At 64.1% G+C, this 19967-nt stretch carries 17 protein-coding genes; 9 read left to right on the top strand and 8 right to left on the bottom strand.

What is annotated here, in order from left to right:
• Positions 1-47 precede the first annotated feature (47 nt).
• The 4 genes from BLT50_RS02150 to BLT50_RS02135 are packed head-to-tail and all read right to left on the bottom strand — an operon-like array spanning position 48 to position 4024.
• A complete protein-coding gene (locus BLT50_RS02150) occupies positions 48-1340 on the bottom strand; it encodes an ArgE/DapE family deacylase (protein ID WP_090026027.1) in 1293 nt (430 codons plus the stop codon).
• A 14-nt stretch (positions 1341-1354) separates the two neighbouring features.
• Positions 1355-2008, bottom strand: a complete 654-nt coding sequence (locus BLT50_RS02145; RefSeq protein ID WP_245723255.1) for a 3-oxoacid CoA-transferase subunit B — start codon at positions 2006-2008, stop codon at positions 1355-1357.
• Complete coding sequence (locus BLT50_RS02140; protein WP_090026023.1) at positions 1995-2687, bottom strand: CoA transferase subunit A; 693 nt, start codon at positions 2685-2687, stop codon at positions 1995-1997. The genes BLT50_RS02145 and BLT50_RS02140 overlap by 14 nt, the downstream gene beginning before the upstream one ends.
• Positions 2684-4024: an aminotransferase family protein gene (locus tag BLT50_RS02135; protein ID WP_090026021.1), complete on the bottom strand. Its 1341-nt coding sequence runs from the start codon at positions 4022-4024 to the stop codon at positions 2684-2686. Before BLT50_RS02135 ends, BLT50_RS02140 begins: the two co-directional genes overlap by 4 nt.
• A 74-nt stretch (positions 4025-4098) precedes the next feature.
• Here BLT50_RS02135 and BLT50_RS02130 point away from each other — a divergent pair, with 74 nt between their 5' ends.
• The gene (locus BLT50_RS02130) at positions 4099-5082 is read left to right on the top strand and encodes a LysR family transcriptional regulator (RefSeq protein ID WP_090026019.1); all 984 of its coding nucleotides are present in this window, start codon (positions 4099-4101) and stop codon (positions 5080-5082) included.
• Positions 5083-5185: 103 nt separating this feature from the next.
• On the opposite strand, the gene BLT50_RS02125 is transcribed toward BLT50_RS02130, so the two are convergent.
• Positions 5186-6562, bottom strand: coding sequence for a M20/M25/M40 family metallo-hydrolase (locus tag BLT50_RS02125; RefSeq protein ID WP_090026016.1), 1377 nt, complete (start codon positions 6560-6562; stop codon positions 5186-5188).
• 122 nt (positions 6563-6684) lie between these two features.
• Between BLT50_RS02125 and BLT50_RS02120 the strand changes: the two genes are divergently transcribed.
• From BLT50_RS02120 to ispG, 4 genes are all read left to right on the top strand, one after another.
• Positions 6685-7407 carry a hypothetical protein gene (locus BLT50_RS02120; protein ID WP_090026014.1) on the top strand — a complete coding sequence of 241 codons (723 nt, stop codon included), beginning with the start codon at positions 6685-6687 and terminating at the stop codon, positions 7405-7407.
• A gap of 164 nt (positions 7408-7571) precedes the next feature.
• Positions 7572-8801, top strand: coding sequence for a 5-aminolevulinate synthase (hemA, locus tag BLT50_RS02115; protein ID WP_090026012.1), 1230 nt, complete (start codon positions 7572-7574; stop codon positions 8799-8801).
• Positions 8802-8909: 108 nt separating this feature from the next.
• A complete protein-coding gene (locus BLT50_RS02110) occupies positions 8910-10139 on the top strand; it encodes a helix-turn-helix domain-containing protein (protein ID WP_090026010.1) in 1230 nt (409 codons plus the stop codon).
• A 71-nt stretch (positions 10140-10210) separates the two neighbouring features.
• Positions 10211-11338: a flavodoxin-dependent (E)-4-hydroxy-3-methylbut-2-enyl-diphosphate synthase gene (gene ispG, locus BLT50_RS02105; protein WP_090026009.1), complete on the top strand. Its 1128-nt coding sequence runs from the start codon at positions 10211-10213 to the stop codon at positions 11336-11338.
• Position 11339: 1 nt separating this feature from the next.
• On the opposite strand, the gene BLT50_RS02100 is transcribed toward ispG, so the two are convergent.
• The 3 genes from BLT50_RS02100 to BLT50_RS02090 are packed head-to-tail and all read right to left on the bottom strand — an operon-like array spanning position 11340 to position 13904.
• Positions 11340-11819 carry a thioredoxin domain-containing protein gene (locus BLT50_RS02100; RefSeq protein WP_090026007.1) on the bottom strand — a complete coding sequence of 160 codons (480 nt, stop codon included), beginning with the start codon at positions 11817-11819 and terminating at the stop codon, positions 11340-11342.
• A 4-nt stretch (positions 11820-11823) separates the two neighbouring features.
• Positions 11824-12573, bottom strand: coding sequence for a DsbA family protein (locus BLT50_RS02095; RefSeq protein WP_090026998.1), 750 nt, complete (start codon positions 12571-12573; stop codon positions 11824-11826).
• A gap of 5 nt (positions 12574-12578) precedes the next feature.
• Positions 12579-13904, bottom strand: coding sequence for a M48 family metalloprotease (locus BLT50_RS02090; RefSeq protein ID WP_090026005.1), 1326 nt, complete (start codon positions 13902-13904; stop codon positions 12579-12581).
• 60 nt (positions 13905-13964) lie between these two features.
• Here BLT50_RS02090 and BLT50_RS02085 point away from each other — a divergent pair, with 60 nt between their 5' ends.
• From BLT50_RS02085 to BLT50_RS02070, 4 genes are all read left to right on the top strand, one after another.
• Positions 13965-15116 carry a pyridoxal phosphate-dependent aminotransferase gene (locus BLT50_RS02085; RefSeq protein ID WP_090026003.1) on the top strand — a complete coding sequence of 384 codons (1152 nt, stop codon included), beginning with the start codon at positions 13965-13967 and terminating at the stop codon, positions 15114-15116.
• Positions 15113-15985: an acyl-CoA thioester hydrolase/BAAT C-terminal domain-containing protein gene (locus tag BLT50_RS02080; protein ID WP_090026001.1), complete on the top strand. Its 873-nt coding sequence runs from the start codon at positions 15113-15115 to the stop codon at positions 15983-15985. Before BLT50_RS02085 ends, BLT50_RS02080 begins: the two co-directional genes overlap by 4 nt.
• A gap of 71 nt (positions 15986-16056) precedes the next feature.
• On the top strand, positions 16057-17274 hold the full coding sequence (locus tag BLT50_RS02075) for an N-acetylmuramoyl-L-alanine amidase (RefSeq protein WP_090025999.1): 1218 nt from the start codon (positions 16057-16059) through the stop codon (positions 17272-17274).
• 97 nt (positions 17275-17371) lie between these two features.
• On the top strand, positions 17372-19900 hold the full coding sequence (locus BLT50_RS02070; protein ID WP_090025997.1) for a penicillin-binding protein 1A: 2529 nt from the start codon (positions 17372-17374) through the stop codon (positions 19898-19900).
• Positions 19901-19967 lie beyond the last annotated feature (67 nt).

The following is a 19967-nucleotide window of genomic DNA, read 5'->3' as shown; positions in this document are numbered from 1 at the left end:
CCCTCCTGCGATCAGACACTAGGGTGTTCCTTGCATACGGGAAAGCCCTAGGCCTCGACCACGCCGCACCAGTCGGCGATGAACAATGCGGTGGTCTGCGTGACCCGGCGGACCGAGTCCAGATCGACCCGTTCGTTGAAGCCGTGGATCGCCTCGGCCTTGGGGCCATAGACCAGCGCGGGCGTATCGGCATAGAGGCCGAAGAACCGCGCATCGGTGGTGGCGGTGATCGCCATCTTTTCAAGCGCGGTGCCGGTGACATGGGTGTGCGCGCCTTCAAGCGCGCCGATCGCCTGCGTTGCGGTCACGCTTTTGTCTTCGCTCAGCGCGTAACCTTCGGCGGCGAAGCCGTGATAGACCACTTCGGGCGAGTTGTTGCGAAGAAAGGCGTTTGTTTGTGCAGCCTCTTGCAGGGTTGCTTCGATCTCGTCGCGCAGGGCCTCGATGTCCTGCCCCGGATAAAGCCCCATGCGCACGTCGAACACGCACCACGCGGGCACGGACGAGGCCCAGTCGCCGCCTTCGATCTTGCCCACGTTCAGGTTCAACGGGTGGTGGATATGGGCGTAATCGGGGTGTTTGCAGTCATCGGCGTTCCAGCGGTCTTCCAATTCGTGCAGGGCTGCGATCAGCGGAATGGCGGCGTCGATCGCGTTGGCGCCCGACCCGGCATAGGCCACATGCGTCGGCAGACCCTTGAGATGCACCTGGAACCACAAGACGCCGACCTGCGCGGTCACAAGCCCCTCGGCGAAGGGTTCGGGGATCAGTGCGGCGTCCGCACGGTAGCCCCGTTGCAGGCAGGCCAGCGCGCCGTTGCCGGTGCATTCCTCCTCGACCACGGACTGGAAAAAGATGTCGGCCGCGGGTTTCAGCCCCGCGCGCGACAGCGCGTCGAGGGCAAAGAGGTTCGAAGCCAGCCCCGCCTTCATGTCGCCCGCGCCGCGGCCATACATCCAGCCGTCGTCGATGCGCGGCTCGAAAGGCGGGGTGTCCCACATGTCCAGGGGGCCGACCGGCACCACGTCGATATGGCCGTTCAGGATCAACGAGCGGCCTTTGCGCTGCTCGGCGCGCTGCGTGCCGACCACGTTCACGGCGTCGTCGTAATCGCCGATCACCGGGGAAAAGCCGGGCATGTCGCGGATGTCGTCCACGTCGATCTGCCAGCGGTCGACCTCCATCCCGCGGTCGTGCAACGCGCTTGCCATGAAATCCTGCGCGCTTTGTTCGTTGCCCCGGGTTGACGGGTGCGCGGTGAGTTCCGACAGGAACGCCACCTCGTCGTCGAACACGGCGTCGACGGCGTTCATGATGCGGGTCGAAAGCTGCTGGTCCATGCGGGCCCCCGTTTTCAGAAAGTTGGAATGGCGCCGCTTGGGATATGCAGCGGCGCACCGGTGGCTTGTTTCACATCTTCGATAGTGACACCTTGGGCCAGTTCGCGCAGGGCGAACCCGGCCGGCGTCACGTCGATCACGGCCATGTCGGTAAAGATGCGGTCGACGCAGCCCGCCGCGGTCAGCGGCAGGGTGCAGCGCGTCAGAAGCTTGGGGTTGCCCGCGCGGTCGGTATGGGTGGTCAGAACGGCAACGCGGCGCGCCTTTTGCGCCAGTTCCATGCCGCCGCCCGCACCGGGCGAGAACTTGCCTGGGATCTTCCAGTTGGCCAGGTCGCCGTTCTCGGCCACCTCGAATGCGCCCAGCATCGTCAGGTCCAGACGCCCCGAGCGCACCAGCGCAAAGCTGGTGGCGCTGTCGAAGAAGGCGCTGCCGGGAATGGTCGAGACATAGGCCCCGCCGGCGTCGATCAGGTTCCGGTCGGCGCGGTCGTGGGGCAGGGTGGGTCCGATCCCGGTCAGCCCGTTTTCGGTGTGCAGGCAAACCGGAAAGTCACCGGGCAGGTGGTTGACCACCTGCGTGGGCAGCCCGATGCCGAGGTTCACGGTCATGCCCGGCGCGATGTCGCGGGCGGCGCGGGCGATCATGCGGGATTTAGCGTCGGACAACGGCGTATTCCTCGGACAGGTTCGGCACGTGCACCACGTGATCCACAAACGGGCCGGGGGTGTGCACGTCTTCGGGGGCGATGGTGCCCAAAGTCACGATTTCCTCGGCTTCGACGATGACGGTATCGGCGGCCATGGCCATCAGCGGGCTGAAATTGCGCGCGGTCGCGGCAAAGCGCAGGTTGCCGAACGTATCGGCCTGCGCGGCGTGCAGCAGCGCCACGTCGGCGCGCAAAGCGGTTTCGATCATCGCGACTTCGCCGCCGATTTCGACCCTTTGCTTGCCCCGGCCCATCTCGGTGTCGATGCCGATATCCGTGACAAACCCCTTGAGCCCCGCGCCGCCGGCGCGGATGCGTTCGGCCAGCATGCCCTGGGCGCAGAATTCGACCTCGATCGTGCCTTCGTTCATCATGCGGATCGCGTTGGCGTTCAGGCCGAGATGCGTGGTGATCAGGCGGCGCACGCAGCCCGCCACCAGCAGGTGATCGACGCCCATGCCGGTTTCGTTGGCGTCGTTCTTGATGATCGTCAGATCACGTTTGTTCTGCCTCACAAGTTCCTGAATCATAAGGAAAGGCGTTCCGGGAACGCCGAATCCCCCCAGCATGATCGTGGCGCCATCGGGAATGGCGGCGATGGCGCCTTCTATCGCGCCTGTCTTGTCGGGCAACCTCATGCGGCGGACCTGTCCAGCCCGGCCTCGGCCGCGAAATCGTCGAGCGCTGCGGTCAGCATCTCCATGATCTCGTCCACCTGGGCCTGTGTGGTGATCATTGGCGGGCACACCAGGAAATGATCGCCTGAAAGCCCGCCGCGCGTGCGGCGCGAATAGATGATAAGGCCCTTGTCATAGGCGATATCGACCAGGCGGGAATGGGCGTTCAGACCTGGCGGCAGCGGTTCCTTGGTGACGCGGTCTGCCATCAACTCGAACGCCAGCAGCAGGCCCTTGCCCCGCACATCGCCGATGAAGGGATAGCGGTTCATCAGCGCATTCAGGCGCGATTCCAGGTACTTGCCGACCGTGGCTGCGTTGTCGATCAGACCCGCACGGTGGATTTCGTCGATCACCGCCGCACCTGCCGCACAGGCCAGCGGGTTGCCGGCATAGGTGTGGCCATGGGCAAAACCGCCCGCGTCCAGAACGGTTTCGACGATATCGTCGCGGGCGATCATCGCGCCCAGCGGCACGTAGCCCCCGCCGAACCCCTTGGAGATCGAGATCAGGTCGGGTGCGGTGCCCCAGTGGTCTGCGCCCCAGAACTTTCCGGTGCGGCCGCCGCCGGACATTACCTCGTCGTGGATCAAGAGAACGCCGTAAGTGTCACAAATTTCACGGATTCTCTGCATGTAGCCTGCCGGCGGAACAAGCGCGCCGGTCGACGCTCCGCCCACCGGTTCGACGATAAAGGCAAGCACCGTGTCGGGGCCTTCGTCCACGATCTTCTGCTCCAGCATGTCGGCATAGTGGTGGCCGGTCGCCGGGTCGTCGGCGTCGAGCCCGTCCAGATAGGCGCGCGGCGCCGGTATTTTCGGCATGCGCTGCATCATCGGGTCGAAAGGCGAGGACAGCGCCGAATAGCCCGTGACGGCCAGTGCGCCGAGGGTCGAGCCATGATAGGACGGCATGCGCGAGATCACCTTGAACCGCTGGGCCTGCCCCTTGGCCAGTGCGTATTGGCGGGCCAGTTTCAGCGTGCTTTCCACCGCCTCGGACCCGCCCGACACGAAAAACACCCGGTTCATGCCGTCCGGGCAAAGTGCCGCGGTCTTTTCGGCCAGGATTTCCGAGGCGTCGGTCTGGAAATGGAGCCTGTAGCCGAAGGTCGACTTGTCCATCTGGTCGCGCATCGCCTGCAGGACGGCGAGGTTTGAATGGCCGATATTGCTGACCATCGCGCCGCTCGACCCGTCGATATAGCGTTTGCCCGACTTGTCCCACATGTAGATGCCCTCTGCGCGGTCAAGCGCGGGGCGCGGCAGGCGGGATTGGTAGAAAAGTTTGCTGGCCATTTGGGTGATCCGGTGAAAGTGAACCTGCTAAAACCCTTGCACGGCGCGCGCTTTCGTTCAAATTGATAAGTGCAATGGATCACATTAATTCAAACAATGCCAAGGCGCCGGCAGAACGCTTCGCCGCGACGCTGGACTGGAACCTGCTGCGCAGCTTCGTGGTGATCGTCGAGGCCGGCAGCATCACGGCTGCGGCGGAACGTCTGCTGCGCGGGCAGCCTGCGGTCAGCCTTGCGCTCAAGCGGCTCGAAGATGCGGTGGGCGCGCGGCTGATCGAGCGAGGGCGCGGTGTGTTCGAGCTGACGGCGGCGGGGCGCGCGCTCTACGAGGAATGCGCCGATCTGTTCGGCGGCATTGCCCGCTTGCCCGATGTCACGCGCGCGGCCGAGGCCGAGATATCGGGCCAGGTCGCCATTCATCTGGCCAGCCATGTGGTCACGCCGCTGCTGGACGATCTGTTGTCGTCCATGCACCGCGACCATCCCAGGGTCCGGTTCCGCATCCGCACCGACACCAGCGCCGGGGTGGCGCGGTCGGTGCAGGACCGCAGCGCAAGCTTCGGCATCTGTCTTGTGAACCGGCAGAACCCGGATCTGGATTACGCGGTGCTCTATCGCGAGTTCTTCGGTTTCTATTGCGGCCCCGCGCATCCGCTTTTCGGCCGCAAGGGGCTGACGCTCGACGATCTGCGCGGCCGCGAGGCGGTGGCCTTTGAAACCGACGACCTGAACGACGCGCTGCGCCCGGTGGCGCTGCTGCGCCGCCAAAGCGCGCTCGACCAGGTCGTGGTGGGCCGGTCGAGCCAGCTGGAAGAGGTACGGCGCATGATCCTGTGCGGGCTGGGGATTGGTGCCTTGCCCGTCCATGTCGTGCACGAGGACGTGTCGGCCGGCAGGTTGTGGCGCCTGCCGCCCTATGACGATCCGCCCGCGGTGGACATCTTCCTGGTCACCAACCCGCGCAAACGCCTGAACCGCGCCGAAGCGGTGATGCTGGATCACTTGCGGGCCAGGATCGAAACGCTGCCGCTTGCAGCGCGGACCTATCCGGCCGGCTGAACGCCTGCTGCTTCATCTTGCCCGAAATACTCCGGGGGTGTGGGGGCAGCGCCCCCATCATGGCGTCGCGTGCCCCGCCCGCGGCGCAACCCCTGTTCCGGCCCTATGCCAGTTTGCCCAGCATGCGCGCCCAGCTGCGGATGCCCTTGTGAAAGCAGGCGATGTCGTATTTTTCGTTCGGCGAATGGATGTTGTCGTCGTCGCGGGCGAACCCGGTCAGCAACGCGTCCATCCCCAGGATCGTCTTGAAATGCCCTGCGATCGGGATCGACCCGCCGCAGCCGATGAACGCGGCCTCTTGGCCCCATTCTTCGGTCAGGGCGTCGCGCGTCTGCTCGAAAAGCGGGTGATCCGTGACCATGCGCGACCCGCCCGCGCCGCCCGACAGCTTGAACTCGGCGGTGCAATCGGCGGGCAGTTGCGCGGTGATCCAGTCGCGGAAATTCTTTCGGATCGCCACCGGATCCTGATCTCCGACAAGCCGGAAGCTGACCTTTGCATGGGCTTCGGCGGGCAGGACCGTCTTGAAGCCTGCGCCGGTATAGCCACCCCAGATGCCGTTGATTTCCGCCGTCGGGCGCGACCAGATCATTTCGAGCGGGGTACGGTCCTGTTCGCCGGCGGGCACGGACAGGCCTACGTCGCCCAGGAATTGCGCGTGGTCGAAACCCAGCGCGTCCCATTGCGCGGCGATGTCCGGGTCGATATCGGGCACGCCATCGTAGAAATGCGGGATCGTCACGCGGCCCTGATCGTCATGCATCCCGCCCAGGATGCGGGTCAGCACGCGGATCGGGTTCATCGCGATACCGCCATACATCCCCGAATGGAGGTCGCGGGTGGCGGCATGAATGGTGACCTCTTCGGCCACCAGCCCGCGCAGCATGGTCATGATCGCCGGGGTTTTCGACTGGAACAGCCCGGTGTCGCAGATCAGCGCCAGATCGGCGCGCAATTCATCGGCGTTTTCTTCCAGGAACGGCACGAGAGAGGGCGAGGATGATTCCTCTTCCCCTTCGAACAGGATCGTCAGGCGACAGGGCAGGGCGCCGTTGACCTCTTTCCAGGCGCGGCAAGCTTCGACAAAGGTCATCAGCTGGCCCTTGTCGTCGGATGCGCCGCGCGCGCGAATGGTTTTTCCGTGCGGTCCATCCACCACTTCGGGGTCGAACGGATCGCTGTCCCACAGGTTCAGGGGATCGACCGGCTGCACGTCGTAATGGCCGTAGAACAGGATGTGCGGTGCATCCGCCGGCCCGTCCATATGCCCGACAACCATCGGGTGACCCGGGGTCGGCCGGACGCTGGCGTCGATGCCAATGGACTGCAAATCCGCCACCAGCCATTCGGCGGCGCGCTGGCAATCCCCGGCAAAGGCCGGATCGGTCGAAATCGACTTGATCCGCAGCAAGTCCTGCAGGCGCGCGATGGCGTTAGGCAGGTCTGCGTCGATCCGGTCGAGTGTCTTTTCGAGACTCATTTTCTGCTCCTGTCGCTGTTTCGGGCCGAGCCTATCGGGCGGCGCGCGGGTGTCCAGCGGGTTTGTCTTTGATCCGTATGCGCCCTTTGGTAGTATGCTACCATTTAAAGGAGATTTTTGTCATGATTACCCTCAAGGGCATTTTCCCTTCGGCAATTGCTTTGTCGCTTTGCCTCGCTTCGCCGTCCCAAGCTGCAACACTGAACCCAGGCGGGCTGATTTTCCCCACCGGCACGACCTCCGCGGCCGATCCCGACCCGGCCGGTTCCATCGTGCAGGACGATCTGGAATCCTTTGGCGCAATCGTTCCGTCGGGGTTGTTTTATTATGCGCTTGGCAATGTGCAGGACCGGGTTGTCAGATCCGCGACGACCGGCGATCTGGTATTCAACCTGCGGCTTCGGGATATGACGAGCACCTACAAGGCCGACAGCATCCGCATCACCGGCATAGAGCTTGGCAATTTCGCGGCCTATGGGCTGTTCGATACCGATGTCGATTTCCGGCTCGACGGCGATGGCGACAAAGGGCTCTTGTCGGCCAGCCGGTCCGGCGATGGCGACCGGTTGAGTTTCGTGTTCGACCCGATCTTTATCTCGGGGCTGTTCCAGGTGCCGTCGGAAGAAAGTCTGTTCGTTTCGATCAAGACCGATGCCACGCATTGGGTCAACGAGGGGCGGCTTACGATTTTTGGCGTCGATAACGAAACCGGCGAAAGGTTCCAGACCTCCATCGGCGGAATCGCGATCCCGACAATCGCCGCGATCCCCTTGCCGGCACCTGCGGGTTTGCTGTTTTTTGGCATGGTCTCTCTGGTTTTTTTGCGCCGGCGCGGCCGGCGTTGAAGCCGAAAGGACTGCCGCGCCCGGATTAAGGGCGCGGTTTGACCGAAGTCAAAGATGTATCCCCGTGTCATTTTGTAACCTGTTGCGGACACGCGAACGGGGCTATATCCGTTCTAATTCCAAAACCGCCATATGAGCGACCGACCACCGGAAGGGAGAGCCCGTTGGATTACGAAGCCCAGCTGGATCAGGCAATCAACCGTCTGCATGAAGAAGGCCGCTATCGCACCTTCATCGATATAGAGCGTGAAAAAGGGAATTTCCCGCACGCGACCTGGCACCGGCCGGACGGCGAAAAACAGCCTGTCACGATCTGGTGTGGCAACGATTACCTGGGCATGGGGCAGAACCCCGTCGTGCTGGCCGCCATGCACGAGGCGCTGGACGCCACCGGTGCCGGATCGGGCGGCACGCGCAACATTTCGGGGACGACCGTCTTTCACAAGCGGCTGGAGGCCGAGTTGGCGGACTTGCACGGCAAGGAAGCGGCGCTTTTGTTCACAAGCGCCTATATCGCCAATGACGCGACGCTTTCGACGCTGCCCAAGCTGTTTCCGGGGCTCATCATCTATTCCGACGAGTTGAACCACGCTTCGATGATCGAAGGCGTACGCCGCAATGGCGGGGCAAAGCGGGTGTTCCGTCACAACGACGTCGCGCATCTGCGCGAATTGCTGGCCGCGGACGACCCTGCCGCGCCCAAGCTGATCGCCTTTGAATCGGTGTATTCGATGGATGGCGATTTCGGTCCGATCGAGGAAATCTGCGACCTGGCAGACGAATTTGGCGCGCTGACCTATATCGACGAGGTGCATGCCGTGGGCATGTATGGCCTGCGCGGCGGTGGCGTGACCGAGCGCGATCGCCTTGCGCATCGCATCGACATCATCAACGGCACCCTGGCCAAGGCCTATGGCGTCATGGGCGGGTATATCGCCGCCAGCGAAAAGATGTGCGACGCGATCCGGTCTTATGCGCCGGGTTTCATCTTTACCACCTCGCTGCCGCCGGCGGTCGCGGCCGGTGCGGCCGCTTCGGTTGCCTATCTGAAGACCGCCGAGGGCCGCGCCTTGCGCGAAAAGCACCAGGAACAGGCGGGCGTTCTGAAGCTGCGTCTGAAAGGGCTGGGGCTGCCGATCATCGACCATGGATCGCACATCGTGCCCGTGATCGTGGGTGACCCCGTTCATACCAAGAAGCTGAGCGACATGCTGCTTGATCAGTTCGGAATCTACGTTCAGCCGATCAACTTTCCGACCGTTCCCCGCGGGACCGAAAGGCTGCGCTTTACGCCTTCGCCGGTGCACGGCCCGGATGAAATCGACAAGCTGGTTCACGCCATGGACGAGCTTTGGTCGCATTGTGCGCTGAATCGTGCCGAATTGAGTGCGTGAGCAACCCCAAGGTGCAAACGTCCTTGTATCGTGGTAACTTGCGAGTAACAAAGACGCGACTCGAATCGGGGATGAGTTCGGTCGAAGTCGGTAGAGTGGGGCAGATGCATGATCGGGCGCAAATCCCAGCGCAGTGAAAAAGTGCAAGCCGGCGAGCCCAAGGGGTTCGACGACTACGACCTGCGTCTTGGCGATGTGATGCGCGGCGAACGCGCCACGATGGGCAAGTCCCTTCTGGACGTTCAGCGTGAATTGCGCATCAAGGCGGCGTATATCGCCGCGATCGAAAATTGCGACCCTTCCGCATTCGATACGCCCGGCTTCATCGCGGGCTACGTGCGTTCCTACGCGCGGTATCTGAACATGGACCCGGACCGTGCCTTCGCGCAGTTTTGCGCCGAGAGCGGGTTTTCCACGGCGCACGGCATGTCGGCCGCGGCCAGTTCGGTGCGCAAGATCGACACGCCCAAGCAGTTGCCGCCCGAGCGTGATCCCTTTGCGTCGCCGTCGACGCCGTTCGTTCCGGCGGGCGAGGCGTTTTTCAGCCGCATCGAACCGGGCGCCATCGGATCGGTGCTGGTCCTTCTGCTTTTGATCGGGTCGATCGGCTTTGGCGGTTGGACCGTATTCAACCAGGTGCAGCAGGTGCAGGTCGTTCCGGTCGAGAACACGCCGGATGTTCTGTCCGATCTCGATCCGCTGCAAAGCGCACGTGCATCCACATCCGCGGACACCAACGATCCTGTCGCCCCGGCGCCCGAGGCCCTGGACCGGTTGTACCGCCCCCAGGCGCTGGACGTGCCGGTTCTGGTGGCGCGGGATGCGCCGATTTCGACGCTCGATCCCAGCACCGTCGGCGTTTTCGCAGCGCCCGAAGGGCCGGACCTGCCACAGGTCGACCGGTCGACCGCCATTGCGCAGGCCCTGGCCGAGGCACAGGACGGCGAAGCGCTGGCATCGCCCTTGCCGCAAGTCGTCGAAAAGCTTGGCCCCGGCGTGACCATCGTTGCGGCCCGGCCTTCGTGGGTGCGGGTGCGCGCGGCGGATGGATCGACCGTGTTCGAAGCGATCCTCGAGGCCGGGGACACCTACACGGTCGCCCAGACCGAAGAGCCGCACACGATCCGTGTGGGCGAAAGCGGCGCGATCTATTTCGCAGTCGATGGCCAGACCTATGGCCCCGCTGGCCCGCGCGGCTCCGTGACATCCGGTCTGGCCCTGTCGGCCGCCAATCTGCTAGACACCTACCAGGTTGCCGATATCGAAGCGGATGGCGATTTGGCCCGTGTCGTGGCCGAATTGCAGGGCCTTCCCGCCGCGTCCCCGACCGTCGACTGACGGATTCCACGTTGCACGAACGCCCTGTGCGGCCTAAGTCCTGTATAAGACCCGCGCAGGAGGCCTGACACATGTCGCTGAACGAAATCCGCCCGTGGCGCAACATCTATCGCCGGAACAGCCGCCAGATCATGGTGGGCAACGTGCCCGTGGGGGGCGATGCGCCGATCAGCGTGCAGACGATGACCAACACCGTGACGACGGATGTCAAAGGCACGATAGATCAGGTCGTGCGCGCGGCCGAGGCGGGCGCGGACATCGTGCGTGTTTCGGTTCCCGATCAGGACAGCAGCCGCGCGCTGAAAGAGATCGTGCGCGAAAGCCCGGTGCCGATCGTGGCGGATATTCATTTCCACTACAAACGCGGGATCGAAGCGGCCGAGGCCGGCGCGGCCTGTTTGCGCATCAATCCCGGCAATATCGGTGACGAAAGCCGTGTGCGAGAGGTGATCAAGGCGGCGCGGGATCATAATTGTTCCATCCGCATCGGGGTGAACGCGGGCAGCCTGGAAAAGCACCTGCTGGAAAAATATGGCGAGCCGACGCCGGATGCGATGGTCGAATCCGGGCTCGATCATATCAAGGTGTTGCAGGACAACGATTTTCACGAATTCAAGATCAGCTGCAAGGCCTCGGACGTGTTCATGGCTGCCGCCGCCTACCAGGCGCTGGCCGAGGCGACCGACGCGCCCATACACCTCGGGATCACCGAAGCGGGCGGGCTGATGTCCGGCACGATCAAATCGGCCATAGGTCTGGGCAACCTCTTGTGGATGGGGATCGGCGACACGATCCGCGTCAGCCTGTCGGCGGACCCGGTCGAAGAGGTCAAGGTCGGCTATGAGATTCTGAAATCGCTTGGCCTGCGCCATCGCGGCGTGAACATCATTTCCTGCCCAAGCTGTGCTCGGCAGGGGTTTGACGTGATCCGCACGGTCGAAATCCTTGAAAAGCGCCTCGAACATATCAAGACACCGATGAGCCTGTCGATCATCGGGTGCGTGGTGAACGGTCCGGGCGAGGCGCTGATGACCGATGTCGGTTTTACCGGCGGCGGGGCCGGAAGCGGCATGGTCTATCTGGCGGGCAAAGCCAGCCACAAGCTGTTGAACGAGCAGATGATCGACCACATCGTCGAGCAGGTCGAGAAGAAGGCCGCCGAAATCGACGCGCAGACCGCGGCAGAGGCCGCTGAGTGACCTATTTCTGCAGGTAGCGTTTCAGCACGATGGGTGGAACATGTCCGCGCACCATCTTGTCGGGAAAGACGTATGACGGCACGGCGTCCAGCTCTAACGCCTGTGCGATATCAGCGTGCTCGGACATGTTCAGCACATTGAAAACCATTCCATAGACTTCGGTTACGTCCCGAATCTCATCCAGGGCGCGGTCGCAGTCCGGGCAATTCCCGTCGATGAAGATCGCGACCGCCGCGCCATCCGCGAAAAGCGTTCCGGCGTATCGCTCGATCAGCCCCAGATCGCGGTCAACCGCGGCCGAATAGGGCGAGGGCCCGGCAAGCGCACGGGCCACGATATCGGGCTCGGACAGCAGCAGGGCGCGGATTTCGGCCCGCATGGCCGCGCGTTCCTGTTCGCTCAGGGCGGTGAAGTCGGTATCGGCCAAAGCCGCGCCGCCCGCGCCCAGTAGGGCGCAGGCAAATGCGATGATGGGGCGCATGGGGTCAGTTCGCGCGGATCTGGTCGACGATCTGCATCATGCCCTGCAACGGAACGTAGCCGCGCAGCAACTGATCCTCGAACACGAAGGTGGGCGTGCCGTTGATCTGCAGGCGCCCCGCAAGTTCGCGGTTCTTCTGGATGATGGCGTCGATTTCCGGGTCGTCCATGCGGGCCAGAATCGGCTCGGGGTCGATACCCAGACCTTCGGCCAGACGAGTCAGCGACCCGCGGCCGACATTGCCGTTGAAGGTGATCAGCGCGTCGTGCATCTGCTTGTAGGCATCATCGCCCGCGACCATCTTGGTCGCGATGGCAAAGCGCGACGAGATCAGGCTTTCTTCGCCGAGGATCGGAAATTCCTTGAGGATGAACTTGATATTGCCGTCGGTATCGACCAGCTGCGCCACTTCGTCATGGGCCTTGCGGCAATAGCCGCAGCGGTAGTCGACGAATTCCACGAGCGTCACATCCCCGTTGACGTTGCCGCCGACCCAGGAATAGCCGTCGTTGAAAATGTCTTCGGCATTGATCTTTACAAGATCGACATCCGCCTGCGCCTGCTGTTCGGCCTGCCGCTGTTCCAGCACGCCCACGGCTTCCATGATGATTTCCGGGTTTTCCAGAAGGTAGGCACGGATTTCGGCCCGGAAGGCGGCACGCTCATCCTCTGACATTTCGGTCAGGTCAAAGGCGCCGGCCGGTGCGGCAAGGGCCGCGATTGACAGGCTGGCGGCGGCGAGGGTGCGTTTCATATGGGTCATCTCCGTTGTCTGAGCGCGGACTCTGCCGCAGAAATCACATCTTGGGCCCGAAGGCCAGCACGAGAACCGCGCGGAACCAGTCCTTCGGCGCGCTTGGCATGAACCAGCGCATCGTCGAAGCGGCCCAGCAAGGCATAGCGTTCCGCCGTGACGACCGACGCCAGACCGGGGTCGCCGGTCTTGGCATAGGCCACGGCCAGGTCGCGCAGGATCGACGCGTCGCGAAAATCGCGGGCGCGGGCCTGTTCCAGCACGCTGCGCGCCGCGCTTGCATTGCCCGCGGCCAGCAGAGCCCGGCCGTAGCCGCCCATGACCAGCGCATTTCCGGGCGCAAGGTCGGTGGCGCGCTTGTAGGCGGCGACCGCGGCATTGGCCTGCCGGCTTTCCAGCAGGATCTGCCCGCGCAACTCATGCACGAACGGATCGCCCGGCCGCAGGGCGGCGAGCCTGTCGATCGCGGCCATGGCGCGGCGCGTGTCGGGTTTGCGGTGATAGGCGATCGCCTCGCGCATCAGGCGGATATCCTCGGTCGGGGAGTCTGCGACGCGCCGCAGCGTCCACGCGGGCGCGCGGGTAAAGGCCGACAGCTTGCCGGTCGCGCGGGCGAACCAGTAGGCCGCATCCTGCGGGGGCGTGGCGGTCTTGGCTGCATCGGCCAGGGCGCTGACCGCGCGCAACCTGTCACGCGACAGCGGGTGTGTGCGCGCGTAAGGATCTTGCCGGGTTTCCGACAGCAATTCCTGTCCGCGAAAGATGTTCAGCACGTCGATGAACGCCTTGGGATCGACGCCGGCGCGCATCATGTAGCGCAGCCCCGAGGCGTCGGCGCTGCTTTCCTCGGCGCGGGTATGGGACATGAAGACGCGGTTGGCCGATCCTGCAACGCCCAGCGCCAGGCCGCTTGCCGTGCGCCCGTCCGCCCCCGAGGCCGCCGCCGCCAGCGCCAGAGCGATGCCAAGGCCCGAGATCGAGCTGGCGGCTTGCGCGCTTTGCAGCCGCCGCGCGATATGGCCGTTCTGGATATGCGCGGCTTCGTGCGCGATCACCGCCTGGACCTGTGCGGGGCTGTCCAGTTTCAGCAGCATGCCGGAATGGATGAAGATATGGCGATTGTCGACGATGAAGGCGTTCAGGCTGGAATCGTCGATCACCATGATGCGCACCTGGCCGGGCGACAGGCCGGCGGCGTTCAGCACCGGGCGCGCCAGTTCGCCCAGCGCGTGTTCGATATCCGGGTCGCGGATCAGGCCGCGTGCCTGGGCGGGCAGGGCCAGTGTCACGGTCAGAGCCGTGGCAACCGCAATTCGCCAGATGTAAGACATTGACCCTCGTCCGGTTTCGCTGTGAATTGGCCCCTCGCGGCAAAGCATAGGAAGGAAGACATGCGGAACTCAACCCGTGGCGAGGTCGATCCCTTTATTGTGATGGACGTGATGGAGGCAGCCCGCGCCGCCGAGGACGCCGGGCGTCACATCATCCACATGGAAGTGGGCCAACCGGGCACGCCAGCCCCCGCCGCGGCGCGTGATGCGCTGGCGCGTGCAATGCAAAGCGAGCCATTGGGATACACCGTGGCACTGGGGCTGCCGGCGCTGCGGCAGCGCATCGCGCGGCTTTACGGCGAATGGTATGGCGTCGATCTCGACCCGGCCCGCGTGGTCGTCACGCCGGGTTCGTCGGGTGGCTTCATCCTGGCCTTTACAACGCTCTTCGATGCCGGTGACCGTGTGGGTATCGGGGCGCCCGGCTATCCCAGCTACCGCCAGATCCTAAGGGCTCTGGATCTGACGCCGGTCATGATCGAAACCTCGGCGGAAAACAGGCTTCAGCCCGTTGCCGCGGATCTCGAAGGGCTGGATCTTCAGGGGCTTATGGTCGCAAGCCCCGCCAACCCCAGCGGGACGATGCTTGACCGCTCGGCGCTGGCCGCGCTGATGGAGGGCGCGCAGGCGCAGGGGGCGGCCTTTATCAGCGACGAAATCTATCACGGCATCGAATACGAGGCGAAGGCCGTCACCGCGCTGGAAATCAGCGACGAGGCTTACGTCATCAATTCGTTTTCCAAGTATTTCAGCATGACGGGCTGGCGTGTGGGCTGGATGGTCGTGCCGCCCGATCACGTGCGCCGGGTCGAACGCCTGGCGCAGAACCTGTTCATCTGCCCGCCGCATGCCAGCCAGGTGGCCGCGCTGGCCGCTATGGACGCCACGGACGAGCTGGAGGCGAACATGGCGGTCTACCGCCGGAACCGTCAGTTGATGCTGGACGGGTTGCCGCGCGCCGGTTTCGACAGGATCGCGCCGCCGGACGGGGCGTTCTATGTCTATGCCGATGTCAGCCACCTGACCGATGACAGCCGTGCCTTCTGTACGGAAATCCTGGAAAAGGCCGGGGTCGCAGTGACGCCGGGGCTGGATTTCGATCCCGCGCGCGGGCACGGCACGCTGCGGTTTTCCTATGCGCGCAGCACGGCGGATATCGAAGAAGGGCTGGCGCGCCTCGAACGCTTCATGAAAGAGACCGGCCGGCTGTGAGACGGATCATCGCCCTTTTGATCATGTCGATCATCCTGATGGTGGCGGCGCTTATCTGGCGCTTGGGTCCGGCCCCTGCGGCGATCGCACCCGAGCTTGACCTGCGGGCGAACCGGTCACCCGTGGTGCTGCTTCTGGGCGGGTCCGAAGGCGGGCGCTTTGCCGCGTCCCATCCAATGGTGCAGGAATTGCGCGACGCGGGGTTTCATGTTGCGCGCGTGGCTTATTTCGGTGCGCCGGGCACTCCGGCCAAGCTCGACCGGATCGCGCTCGATCCGTTCGATGCGCTGGTGGCCAAGCTTTCGGCACGGCCGGACGTATTCGAACAGTGCGTTTTCATCGCCGGGGCGTCCAAAGGGGCAGAGCTTGCGCTTTTGCTGGCGTCCGGGAATGACGCGGTCGGCGCGGTTTCTGCCGTGGCGCCCGCGCATGTCGTCTTTCAGTCGCCGCGTGTCACGCCGATCCGGCAAAGCTCGTGGCGGCGGGGCCGAGCGCCGGTGGCGTTTGTGCCGTTCCCGCTGGACCTTTCGACGGTGCGCGGTGTGCTGAGCGGGAACCACTTTGCCGAAATGTATCTCCGGGCGTTGGAGAACGAAGAGGCGGTCCGACTGGCCACGATTCCCGTTGAGCGGATCGCGGGTCCGGTGCAGCTGATTGGCGCAGCACAGGATGAAGTCTGGCCCTCGGCGATGATGGCGCAGGCGGCCGCCGCACGTCTGGAGGAACAGGGATTTCCGCATGACATCCGTGTCCAGATCGTCGATGGCGGCCACTACCTGCTGGAACGCGCCGATATTCGAGGTTCGGTGATCGAATTCCTGATCGGCGCCGCCCAACGCGCCGGGTGCCTGCCGCCGGTGATGCGTTAGGCGCTTTCTTGCGGTGCGCTTAGCTGTTAGTTTGAGGAAAAGGCCGGGCAGACACCGGCCAGGGGCGATGTATGAGCAGGCTGTTTTCGATTATCCTATTCGTTCTGTGGGGCACATGGGCGGTCGCCGCGGATTTCAGCGCGCTGGCGCGCGTGGTGCCAGATGACAGTGGCGTCGTCGACCGGCGTGGCGGGGCCGAATTGACCCTGTCGATCAGCCAGGGGGTGCCCTGGCGGGTCTACACGCTGACAGACCCGGCACGGCTGGTTCTCGATTTCCGCGAGGTTCTTTGGGAAGGGCTGGAACGCAGTCGCTTTGACCAGGCGGACAAGGTGCAGGACGTACGGTTCGGCGGGTTCCGGCCAGGCTGGTCGCGCATGGTGCTGGATCTTGCCTCTCCGCTGGCGGTTTCGCGGGCCGAGATGAAGGTGACGCCCGACACCGGCGTGGCACGGCTGCTGGTTTCGCTGGACGATGTATCGGCCGATGCGTTTGCCGCGGTCTCCGGGTCGCCGCACGATCCGCGTTGGGATTTGCCGGAGCGCAGCACCTTCGATATCGCGCCTGCGCGTCCGATGGGCGAGGGACCGATTGTCGTGGTGCTCGATCCCGGTCATGGCGGGATAGATCCTGGCGCCGAACATGACGGGCTGACCGAGAAGGATCTCATGCTGACTTTCGCGCGCGAACTGCGCGACATCCTGCGCCGGACAGGTGGGTTCGAAGTGATCCTCACGCGGGAGGATGACAGTTTCGTGTCGCTGGAACGGCGCGTCGCCATTGCCCATGAAAAACGTGCCCATGTTTTCCTGTCGCTGCATGCCGACGCGCTGGCGCAGGGGCAGGCGCATGGTGCGACCGTGCACGTCCTGGACGATGAGGCCAGCGATGCCGCCACCCGCTTGCTGGCCGAGCGCCACGACCGTGACGACCTGCTTTCGGGCGTCGACCTGGACGGTCAGGATGACGTGGTGGCCGGTGTTCTGATGGACCTCGCCCGCCAGGAGACGAAACCGCGCACCGAACGCCTGGCCGAGGCGCTGGTCAAAGGGCTGATGGCCGCTGGCGGGCCCGTGAACCGGCGGCCGATCCGGCGCGGAGCGTTTTCCGTGCTCAAGGCCGCCGATATTCCGTCGGTTCTGATCGAGGTCGGGTTCCTGTCCAGCCCGCGGGACGCGGAAAACCTGCGCGACCCGGAGTGGCGCCAGGCGATGGCGCAGGGCATGCGCGATGCGCTGCGGGCCTGGGCCGACGACGATATCGCGCGCAATGCGCTGCGCAGGCAGTGACCCGGCGGGCAAGGTTTTGCCCATGCCCCACGCCAAGTTGTTTTGACCGCGACCGGTCGCGCGCGTATAGAGGCCGCAGACTGCAAGGGAAACGCTTTTGATACGGTTCGTTCTGTCCTTTTTCGGCGCGATCTTCACGCTGATCACGCTTGGCCTGTTCATGGTCGCGCTGAGCATCGGCGCGATCTTCTGGATGTATGGCCGCGATCTGCCGAGCCACGAAAGCCTTGCGCAATACACGCCGCCCACGATCAGCCGGATCTATTCGGCCCAGGGGCGGCTGATCGACGAATTCGCGCAGGAACGGCGTCTGTTCACGCCCGCCGACGAGATACCCGATCTTGTCAAACAGGCGTTCATCAGTGCCGAGGACAAGAATTTCTACACCCACAAGGGTTACGACGCGCGCGGCATCGCCAGTGCGGCGATCGACGCCGTTCGTTCGCGCGGACAGGATATCCGCGGTGCATCGACGATCACGCAGCAGGTCATGAAGAACTTTCTGCTGGGTGGCGAGCGCCGCGCCGAACGCAAGATCAAGGAAATCATCCTTGCGACCCGCCTGGAAGAAACCTTGTCCAAGGACAAGATCCTGGAACTGTATCTCAACGAGATCTTCCTGGGGCAGAATTCCTATGGGGTGACGGCGGCGGCGCAGACCTATTTCAACAAGACGCTGAGCCAGCTTGCCCCGCACGAGGCCGCGACGCTGGCCTCGATGCCCAAGGCGCCGTCCGATTATCACCCAGTCCGGCAGAAAGACCGCCTTCTGGCGCGGCGCAATTTCGTTCTGAAGGAAATGTTCGAAAACGGGTACCTGACCGAAGAACAGTACCTGAGCGAACGCGACATGCCGCTGCGCTCGGTGCAGAATGGCGATTTCGACAGTTTCAAGTCGGCGCTGCCGCCGCGCGACTATTTCACCGATGAAATTCGCCGCCAATTGTCGGATACCTTCGGCGAGGACGAGTTCTTTTCCGGCGGCATGACCGTGCGCGCCACGATCGACCCCGAGATGCAGAAGGTGGCAGCAAAGTCGCTGCGCCGCCAGCTTGAAGAATATGACCGCGGGGCCGGCATCTGGCGCGGCACCGAGGTGACCATCCCCGAAGACCAGTTGGGCAGCGAAGAGGCCTGGCGCGCGGCTTTGGCCTCGGCTGAGGTGCCGCGCGACATCGAACTGGACGGAACTTGGTATCCCGCGGTCGTTCTGGCGGTCGAAGATCAGCAATTGCGCATCGGTGTCGAAGGCGTCGACGAGACCGACGCCGAGCCTTTTGTTGTCCCGCGCAAGGATATCGCGTGGATGCGCGGCGATTTCTTCGACAATTTCAAGGTCGGCGATGTGGTTCTGGTGCGCCGGATGACCAGCGGCGACGATGGCGCCGGCGATTTCATCCGCTGGAGCCTGCGGCAGGTGCCCGAGGTGCAGGGCGGGTTCATGGCGATGGACGTCAATACCGGCCGCGTGATCGCGATGCAGGGCGGGTTTTCGTACCAGCATTCGGTGTTCAACCGGGCCACGCAGGCCCAGCGCCAGCCGGGGTCGTCGTTCAAGCCGTTTGTCTATGCATCGGCGCTGGACAGTGGCTACACGCCCGCAACCATCATCATCGACGCCCCGATCGAAATCGACACGCCCCAGGGCCTGTGGCGGCCCAAGAACGCGTCGAACACCTATTACGGCCCGACGCCGCTGCGCACCGGCATCGAACGGTCGCGGAACCTGATGACCATCCGCCTCGCGCAAGAGGTGGGCATGGACGTCGTGGCCGACTACGCCGAGAAATTCGGCGTTTACGACAATATGGGCCGGTTCCTGGCGAATTCGCTGGGGTCCGAGGAAACGACGCTGTTCAAGATGGTCGCCGCCTACGCGATGTTCGCCAATGGCGGGGAGCGTGTGGAACCGACGCTGGTCGACCGTATCCAGGACCGTTACGGCAACACCGTCTACCGCCATGACAAGCGGGATTGCATCGACTGCAACGATCCCACGATCCCGCCCAGCCAGAGCCCCAGCATCCTGTCGAACCGGGAGCGGGTGATGAATGCGGTCACGGCCTACCAGTTGACCTCGATGATGACAGGCGTCGTGCAGCGCGGGACCGCGTCTGGCACGGTAAACCTGCCGGTTCCCGTCGCGGGCAAGACCGGCACCACCAACGATGCCAAGGACGTGTGGTTCATCGGGTTCACCAACTCGGTCGTCGCGGGCTGCTATATCGGGTATGACCAACCGCGCAGCATGGGGCGGGGCGCGTCCGGCGGCGGGTTCTGCGGCCCGGTGTTCCAGCGGTTCATGACGCAGGCAATCGAGAAGTATGGCGGCGGCCGCTTCCGCATCCCCGACGAATGCATGTTCATCAAGATCGACCGCTTTACCGGCGCCCGGCTGAGCGATGACGCGACGGGCGACAATGTAGTGGCCGAATGTTTCCGCGAAGGCGAAGAGCCGTTGTTCGGGATTACCTTTGACGGCGGTTTCGCCATGGGGGCGAACCTGCCGCTTGTCGAAGAGGTCGGTAGCGCCACCGGCCGCGAAGTGACCACATCGACGGGCAAGAAGGCCGTCGTCGGTCCGAAAGCGAATTTCGGGACACTTAGCTCGGGCGGGCTGTACTGACGCCAGTGCCCGCCCCGCGTTCTCGCCGCTTGCCCCTTGGCAGGCGGTGGTCTATCACCCCGGTCTG

The organism is Lutimaribacter saemankumensis, assembly GCF_900100005.1.
Taxonomy (GTDB): Bacteria; Pseudomonadota; Alphaproteobacteria; order Rhodobacterales; family Rhodobacteraceae; genus Lutimaribacter; species Lutimaribacter saemankumensis.
This window is presented reverse-complemented; position numbering and strand designations above follow the sequence as displayed.